This window comes from Streptomyces sp. NPDC051976, from assembly GCF_040680795.1.
GTDB lineage: Bacteria > Actinomycetota > Actinomycetes > Streptomycetales > Streptomycetaceae > Actinacidiphila.
Window position 1 is genome coordinate 136,829 of the sequence record NZ_JBFAXL010000024.1, and the last position, 6,887, is coordinate 143,715.

General features: G+C 73.4%; 7 protein-coding genes. 3 read left to right on the forward strand and 4 right to left on the reverse strand.

Features of this window, described 5'->3' with window-relative positions:
• Nucleotides 1-54: 54 nt before the first annotated feature.
• Nucleotides 55-1,491 carry an NAD(P)/FAD-dependent oxidoreductase gene (locus tag AB0M29_RS23675; protein ID WP_365385645.1) on the reverse strand — a complete coding sequence of 479 codons (1,437 nt, stop codon included), beginning with the start codon at nucleotides 1,489-1,491 and terminating at the stop codon, nucleotides 55-57.
• A 219-nt stretch (nucleotides 1,492-1,710) separates the two neighbouring features.
• Between AB0M29_RS23675 and AB0M29_RS23680 the strand changes: the two genes are divergently transcribed.
• Together AB0M29_RS23680 and lnt are read left to right on the forward strand one after the other, a co-directional pair.
• The gene (locus AB0M29_RS23680; RefSeq protein ID WP_365385647.1) at nucleotides 1,711-2,307 is read left to right on the forward strand and encodes a histidine phosphatase family protein; all 597 of its coding nucleotides are present in this window, start codon (nucleotides 1,711-1,713) and stop codon (nucleotides 2,305-2,307) included.
• Between the two features lie 163 nt (nucleotides 2,308-2,470).
• Entirely contained in the window at nucleotides 2,471-3,994 is a 1,524-nt protein-coding gene (gene lnt, locus AB0M29_RS23685; RefSeq protein WP_365385649.1) for an apolipoprotein N-acyltransferase, read from the forward strand.
• On the opposite strand, the gene AB0M29_RS23690 is transcribed toward lnt, so the two are convergent.
• Nucleotides 3,966-4,865 (reverse strand): Gfo/Idh/MocA family oxidoreductase, encoded by a 900-nt coding sequence (locus AB0M29_RS23690; protein WP_365385672.1) that lies wholly within the window; start codon nucleotides 4,863-4,865, stop codon nucleotides 3,966-3,968. The two genes, lnt and AB0M29_RS23690, sit on opposite strands and share 29 nt — an antisense overlap.
• Nucleotides 4,866-5,101: 236 nt before the next feature.
• On the opposite strand from AB0M29_RS23690, the gene AB0M29_RS23695 reads away from it, so the two are divergent.
• Entirely contained in the window at nucleotides 5,102-5,542 is a 441-nt protein-coding gene (locus AB0M29_RS23695; protein ID WP_365385651.1) for a hypothetical protein, read from the forward strand.
• 29 nt (nucleotides 5,543-5,571) lie between these two features.
• Here the strand turns inward: AB0M29_RS23695 and AB0M29_RS23700 are convergent, their stop codons facing one another.
• Nucleotides 5,572-6,033, reverse strand: a complete 462-nt coding sequence (locus AB0M29_RS23700) for a hypothetical protein (RefSeq protein WP_365385674.1) — start codon at nucleotides 6,031-6,033, stop codon at nucleotides 5,572-5,574.
• A gap of 53 nt (nucleotides 6,034-6,086) precedes the next feature.
• Nucleotides 6,087-6,767, reverse strand: coding sequence for a uracil-DNA glycosylase (ung, locus tag AB0M29_RS23705; protein WP_365385675.1), 681 nt, complete (start codon nucleotides 6,765-6,767; stop codon nucleotides 6,087-6,089).
• Nucleotides 6,768-6,887: the final 120 nt, after the last annotated feature.

The following is a 6,887-nucleotide window of genomic DNA, read 5'->3' on the forward strand; positions in this document are numbered from 1 at the left end:
CCACGGCGGCTCGGCGGCCGGGATACGGCGTACTGCCGTATCCCGGCGGCCGGTTCAGCCGCGGTAGGTCTCCAGCAGGCGCAGCCAGATCTCGCTGATGGTCGGGTAGGAGGGGACGGCGTGCCAGAGCCGGGCAATCGGCACCTGGCCCGCGACCGCGACCGTCGCGGAGTGGATCAGCTCGCCGACGCCGGGGCCGACGAAAGTGACGCCCAGCAGGATCTCGCGGTCCAGGTCCACCACCATCCGGGCCCGGCCGCGGTAGCCGTCGGCGTAGAGACTCGCGCCGGAGACCTGGCCGAGGTCGTAGTCGACCACCTTGACGCGGTGTCCGGCCTGTTCGGCCTCGGCCGCCGACAGGCCCACCGCCGCCGCCTCCGGGTCGGTGAAGACGACCTGCGGCACCGCCGCCTCGTCGGCGGTGGCGGCGTGCGCGCCCCAGGCGGCGTCGTCGACCGGCTCGCCCTTGGCGCGGGCGCCGATGACCGCTCCGGCGATCCGGCCCTGGTACTTGCCCTGGTGGGTGAGGAGAGCGCGGTGGTTGACGTCCCCGGCCGCGTACAGCCAGCCGTCGGCGACGGCGGGCACCCGCAGGGTGGAGTCCACGGTGATCCAGTCGCCGGGGGTGAGCCCGACGGTCTCCAGGCCGAGGTCGGCCGTGCTCGGGCGGCGGCCGGTGGCGAACAGGATCTCGTCGGCGGCGACCCGCTTGCCGCCTTCGAGCCCGACCCGCACCTCGCCGTCGGCGCCGTCCCGCTCCACCGACGCCACGGTGACGCCGAACCGGACGTCGGCGCCGGCCTCGCGCAGCCCCTCGGCGACCAGTTCGCCCGCGAAGGGCTCCATCCGGTCCAGCAGCCGGTCGCCGCGCACCAGGACGGTGACCTGCGAGCCGAGCGCCTGCCAGACGGTCGCCATCTCGACGGCCACCACACCGCCGCCGACCACGATCAGCCGCCCGGGGACCTCCTTGGCGCTGGTCGCCTCGCGGCTGGTCCAGGGGTGGAGGTCGGCGAGTCCCGGCATCTTGGGCAGCGCCGCGAACGTCCCCGTGCAGACCACGACCGCGTGCCGGGCGGTCAGCCGTACCGTGCCGCCGTCGGGGGTGCTCACCGCGACCTGGCGGGGGCCGTCGAGACGGCCGTGGCCGCGGACGAGGTCGACACCGACTGATGCCAGCCAGCCGGCCTGACCGTCGTCCTTCCAGTGCGAGGTGAACTCGTCCCTGCGCGCCAGCACCGCGGCGGCGTCCAGCGGCCCGGCGACTGCCTGGCTCAGCCCGGGCAGCCTGCGGGCGTCGGCGCGGGAGACCACGGGCCGCAGCAGCGCCTTGCTCGGCATGCAGGCCCAGTACGAGCACTCGCCGCCGACCAGTTCGCTCTCCACGATCACGGTGCTCAGCCCGGCGGCCTGGGTGCGGTCGGCGACGTTCTCCCCGACCGGTCCCGCTCCGATGACCACCACGTCGTAGGTGCGGGGTGCGTCGTTCATTCCGGCTCCTGTGCTGCGCTCGGGTGCGTGCGGAGATGCTGCGGAGATGCGTGTGGCGGCGCGCTCGTCATCCTACTGACGGCACGTGAGGGAAACCTTTCCCCACTCTTACGGCCGCTATCACCGGAGCCCGGGCGGCACCGGCCGCCCGGCCGTTTCAGGCACCACGGACGTATGATCACATCGGGGCGCCGAGCGGCGCCGATGTGAGGTGTCTCCATGGGTGAACTCGTTCTGATCAGGCACGGCGAGACCGAGTGGACCCTGTCCGGTCAGCACACCAGCTGGACCGACCTCCCGCTCACCGCGAACGGCGAGGAGCAGGCCCGGATGCTGGCGCCGCTGCTGGCCTCCCGCCATGTCTCCTGTGTCATCACCAGCCCGATGCAGCGCGCGCAGGACACCGCGAAGCTCGCCGGACTGGACCACGCCAGGATCGACCCCGATCTGCACGAGTGGGACTACGGCGGCTACGAGGGCGTCACCACCCGCGACATCCTGCGCGACCGCCCCGACTGGGACCTGTGGACCGACGGCGTCGTCCCGGGGCCCGAGGGGCACCCCGGGGAGAGCCCGCAGCAGGTGGGCGAGCGCGCCGACCGGGCGCTGGCCCGGGTGGACGCGGCCTTCACCAACGGTGAGGGCGGTGATGTGGTGCTGGTGGCGCACGCGCACTTCCTGCGGGTGCTGACCGCCCGCAGGCTCGGCCTGCCCCCGTCGGCCGGTGCCCTCTTCCAGCTCGCGACGGGTACCGTGAGCCGCCTCGGCGCCGAACACGGGCGCCATGTGCTCACCTCGTGGAACCGGATGCCCTGAAGCGGTCCGCGACCCCGGCGGGGCACGGCGGGCCACCCGCCGCACACAGCCCCGGAACACGCCGTGTACACGGCATGTCGCCCCCTGTGCGGGGTAGGCCGGAGCCAGGACACTGGGGGCACGCCCCGGGAGCGCAGGGGTGCCACGGCTTGAGGGAGCGCGGATGACGGTCACGGCGCAGCGGCAGGAGTCGCGGCTCTCGTCGCCCTGGACCCGGGGTCTGGGCGCCGCTTTCGCCGGAGCGGTGCCCGCGCTGGCGTTCCCCGCGCCGTCCCTGTGGTGGCTGGCGTACGTGGCGCTGGTGCCGTGGATGCTGCTCGCCCGCTCCGCCCCCACGCAGCGCCGCGCGGCGCTGGACGGCTGGCTGGGCGGCGCCGGGTTCATGCTGGCCGTGCACCACTGGCTGCTGCCGAGTCTGAACGTGTTCATCGTGGTGCTGGCGCTGATGCTCGGCGCCCTGTGGGCGCCCTGGGGCTGGCTGGTGCGCAGGCTGCTCGGCGAGGGGAACGGGCCGCGGCAGGCGGCGGTGGCGATGGTGCTGGTCCCGTCCGGCTGGCTGATGGTGGAGCTAGTGCGCTCCTGGCAGTATCTGGGCGGCCCCTGGGGGCTGCTCGGCGCCAGCCAGTGGCAGGTGCGGCCCGCGCTGCGGCTGGCCTCGGTCGGCGGGGTGTGGCTGGTCAGCTTCCTGGTGGTGCTGGTGAACACCGCCGTGACCGCCCTGCTGGCGGTGCCCGCCGTCCGCAGACCCGCGGTGACCGCGCTGGCCACGGCGGGCGTGCTGACCGGCGCGGTGTGGATGTGGGCGCCGCGTCCCCAGCAGGCGGGAACCGTGCGGGTGGGGGTCGTGCAGCCCGGGGTGATCGACACCGGCGACGCCCGCTTCGACCGCGAGGTGCAGCTCACCCGGCAGCTCGACGGCAGCCACCCGGACCTGGTGGTGTGGGGCGAGAGCAGCATCGGCTCCGACCTGACCTCCCGGCCGGACCTCACCGACCGGCTGACCGCGCTCTCCCGCGAGGTCGGCTCGGACATCGTCGTCAACGTGGACGCGCAGAAGGCCGACGGCACCGGCATCTCCAAGACCTCCGTCCTGGTCGGCCCGAACGGCATCACCGGTCCTACGTACGACAAGATGCGCCTGGTGCCGTTCGGCGAGTACATCCCGCTCCGGTCGGTGCTCGGCTGGGCCACCTCGGTCGGCAAGGCCGCCGACCAGAACCGGCGCCCCGGGCACAAGCAGGTGGTCATGGACACCGGCACACTGCGCTTCGGCCCGCTGGTCTGCTTCGAGACCGCGTTCCCCGACATGAGCCGCCACCTCGCCGACGACGGCGCCCAGTTGCTCGTCGCCCAGTCGGCGACCTCCACGTTCCAGCACAGCTGGGCGCCCGCGCAGCACGCCTCGCTCGCCGCGCTGCGGTCGGCGGAGAGCTGGCGCCCGATGGTGCACGCGACGCTGACCGGCATCAGCGCGGTGTACGACGCCAACGGCCGCCCGGTGGGCGATCGGATGGGCACCAGCAGGAGCGCGTCCGCGGTCTACGACGTGCCGCTGGCCACCGGCCGCAGCCCGTACGACAGGTTCGGCGACTGGGTGCCGCACCTGGCGCTGCTGCTGGTGCTCGTGGCGACCGGGTACGAGATCCGGCGCACCCGGGTCAGGCGGCCGGAGTCCGCAGCTCGGTGACGATCCGCTCGCACAGCTCGTGGGTGAGCAGGGCGTCGGCGGCGTCGAGCGGCTTGTCCGCCCGCACCGCGTCGAGGAACGCGAGGGTGATCTGCTCGATGCCGCGCTGCCGTGCGACCGGCACCCAGTCACCCCGGCGGCGGATCGTCGGCTGACCCTTGTGGTCGATGACCTCGGCGAGGTTGAGCACCTGGCGGCGGGTGTCGTCGCCGCTGACGTCCAGGCTCTCCTCGGTGGAGCCGCTCATCCGGTTCATGGAGCCGATGGCGGTGAAGCCGTCGCCCGACAGATGCAGCACCAGGTGGTGCACCAGGCCGTCGCGGACCTTGGCGGTCACCCGGACGTTCTCGATCGGGCCGGGGGCGAGGAAGCGCAGGGTGTCGACGACATGGATGAAGTCGTCGAAGACCATCGAGCGCGCTTCCTCGGCGAGGCCGACCCGGTTCTTCTGCATGAGGATCAGGTCGCGCGGGTGGTCGAGGCACTGGGCGTATCCGGGTGCGTAGCGGCGGTTGAAGCCCGCCATCAGCGGCACCGCGCGCTCCTGCGCGAGGGTCACCACGCGCCGGGCGCCGGCCAGGTCGCGGCCCAGCGGCTTGTCGACGTAGGCGGGGACGCCGGCCTCGATCAGCCGCTCGGCGATCTCCACATGGTGCTCGGTGGGCGCGTGCACGAAGGCGGCGTCCAGGCCCTGGTCGAGCAGCGCGTCCAGCGAGGTGTGGCGGTCGGCGATCCGGTACGTGTCACCGACGCGGTCGAGGGTGGCGGCTGTGCGGGTGTGCAGGTGGAGCGCGAGACCCGGCTGGGCGGCGAGCACGGGGAGGTACGCCTTCTGGGCGATGTCGCCGAGCCCGATCACGCCGATCTTCAGTGGGGCGCTGCCGGATCCCATGTGCCGCTCCTGTCGTTCCCGCCGGGTGCGCGGTGCCGCGCGGCGGTGCGCTGTTCATCGGTGTCACCGCAGCATACGGGCCTCGTTGCGGCCGTTTTCCCTGGGCGGCGGCGGACCGCCGGGTCACCCGTGAGGGTGATGACCCCCACGGGTGGAACGGCGGTCACCCGTGCGGGGAATGGCGCGCCGCGGCCCGCTTCGACAGAGTGGTCGGAATGCGTCGTTCATCCGTAGTCGTGCTTCTGCTGGCGGCCTGCGCCGTGGCGGGATGCACCACCGTCTCCGCTCCCCCGCCGCCTGCCCGCGCGCCCGGTACGTCCGCGCCCCGGTTCGCGATCCCCGGCGCCGGGGCCCCCGCGCCGCCGCCTGACCACGAGGTGCTGGAGACCGTGCGCGCGGACTCCGCGGCCGCCCCGTCGTCCCCGGCGCGGGAGCGTGCGACGCCCCGGAGGCAGCGCGAGCGTGTCAGGCCCGCGACCGTCCGGCACCGGAGGACCCCCGCGCGGCGGCACCGGGTGCGCCGGCGTCCCGTCTCCCCCGCCCCCTCGTGGCCGGAGGCGTCCCTGCCGGGCCGCGCGGGCGTGTGCGCCCTGGCGCGGACGTACGGCGGCCGGGCGGCGGGCAGCGCGACGGCCAGGATCTGCCACCGCCGGTAGCCCGTGGGCGAGCCGACGTGACCGGTCGCCTACGGCAGTTGGTCGGAGCCCATCAGCCACAGCTCCATGCGGCCGATGGCGGCCCGCATGGAGTCGCCGTACTCGTCGTCCCCGAGCGAGGGGCAGGCGCGGCGGGCCAGGGCGAGGTGGCTGAGGGCGAGCCGGGACTCCCCCACCTTCCAGTAGGCGGCGGCGAGGTTGAGGTGCAACGCGGGGTAGAAGCCGGGGATTCCGGGGGCGGCGGCGGACGAGGAGGCGGGTCCCGCGTCCTGCGGGGCGAGCGCGTCGGCGGCGCGCAACGCCCGCAGGTCCCAGGTGAGTTCGTCCTCGGGGTCGTCCTGGGTGTCGGCCATGTAGTGGGCGAGGGTGCAGCGGTGCAGGGGGTCGCCCTGGTCGCCGATCTCCGCCCACAGCGCGGCGAACCGGCCGCGCGCCTCCTCCCGGTCACCGCCGTGCAGCAGCATGACGGCCTGCCCGATCCGGGTCATCATCGCGTCCGGTTCATCCGGTTCTTCCACCGCGCCTCCTCGGCTCTGGGAAGACGCTAGCTGGCGGACGCCCCCAGATCGGGGATGCGCCAGTCGATCGGCTCGTGCCCCTGCGCCTTGACGGCCTCGTCGATCTGGGTGAACGGCCGTGAGCCCAGGAAGAGCTTTGCCGACAGCGGCGACGGGTGGGCGCCCTGGACCACCGCGTGTCGCGTGGTGTCGATCAGCGGCAGCTTCTTCTTCGCGTAGTTCCCCCACAGCACGAAGACGGCCGGGTCGGGACGGCTCGCGACGGCGCTGATCACCGCGTCGGTGAACTTCTCCCAGCCCTTGCCCTTGTGCGAGTTGGCCTCGCCCTCGCGGACGGTCAGCACCGCGTTGAGCAGCAGGACGCCCTGCTCGGCCCACGGCATCAGATAGCCGTTGTCCGGGACGGGGTGGCCCAGCTCCTCCTTCATCTCCTTGAAGATGTTCCGCAGCGACGGCGGGGTCTTCACCCCGGGCCGCACCGAGAAGCACAGTCCGTGCCCCTGCCCTTCGCCGTGGTACGGGTCCTGACCGAGGATCAGCACCTTGACGCGGTCGAAGGGTGTCGCCTCCAGTGCGGCAAACACCTCGTCACGCGGCGGGAAGATCCGCTGCTCCTTCCGCTCGCTCTCGACGAAGTCGGTGAGCTGCTGGAAGTAGGGCTTGTCCAACTCCCCGCCGAGAACGGTCTCCCAGGAGTCGGGCAGCATGCTGGGCACGTCAGGAACCTCCGGCAATCGATACGGTGCGCGGCACCCGCCTCGCGGGTGCGCTACTGCCACCGAACGTACCGCCCCCCACTGACAACGCCCTCGGGCGGCGGCCCTTTG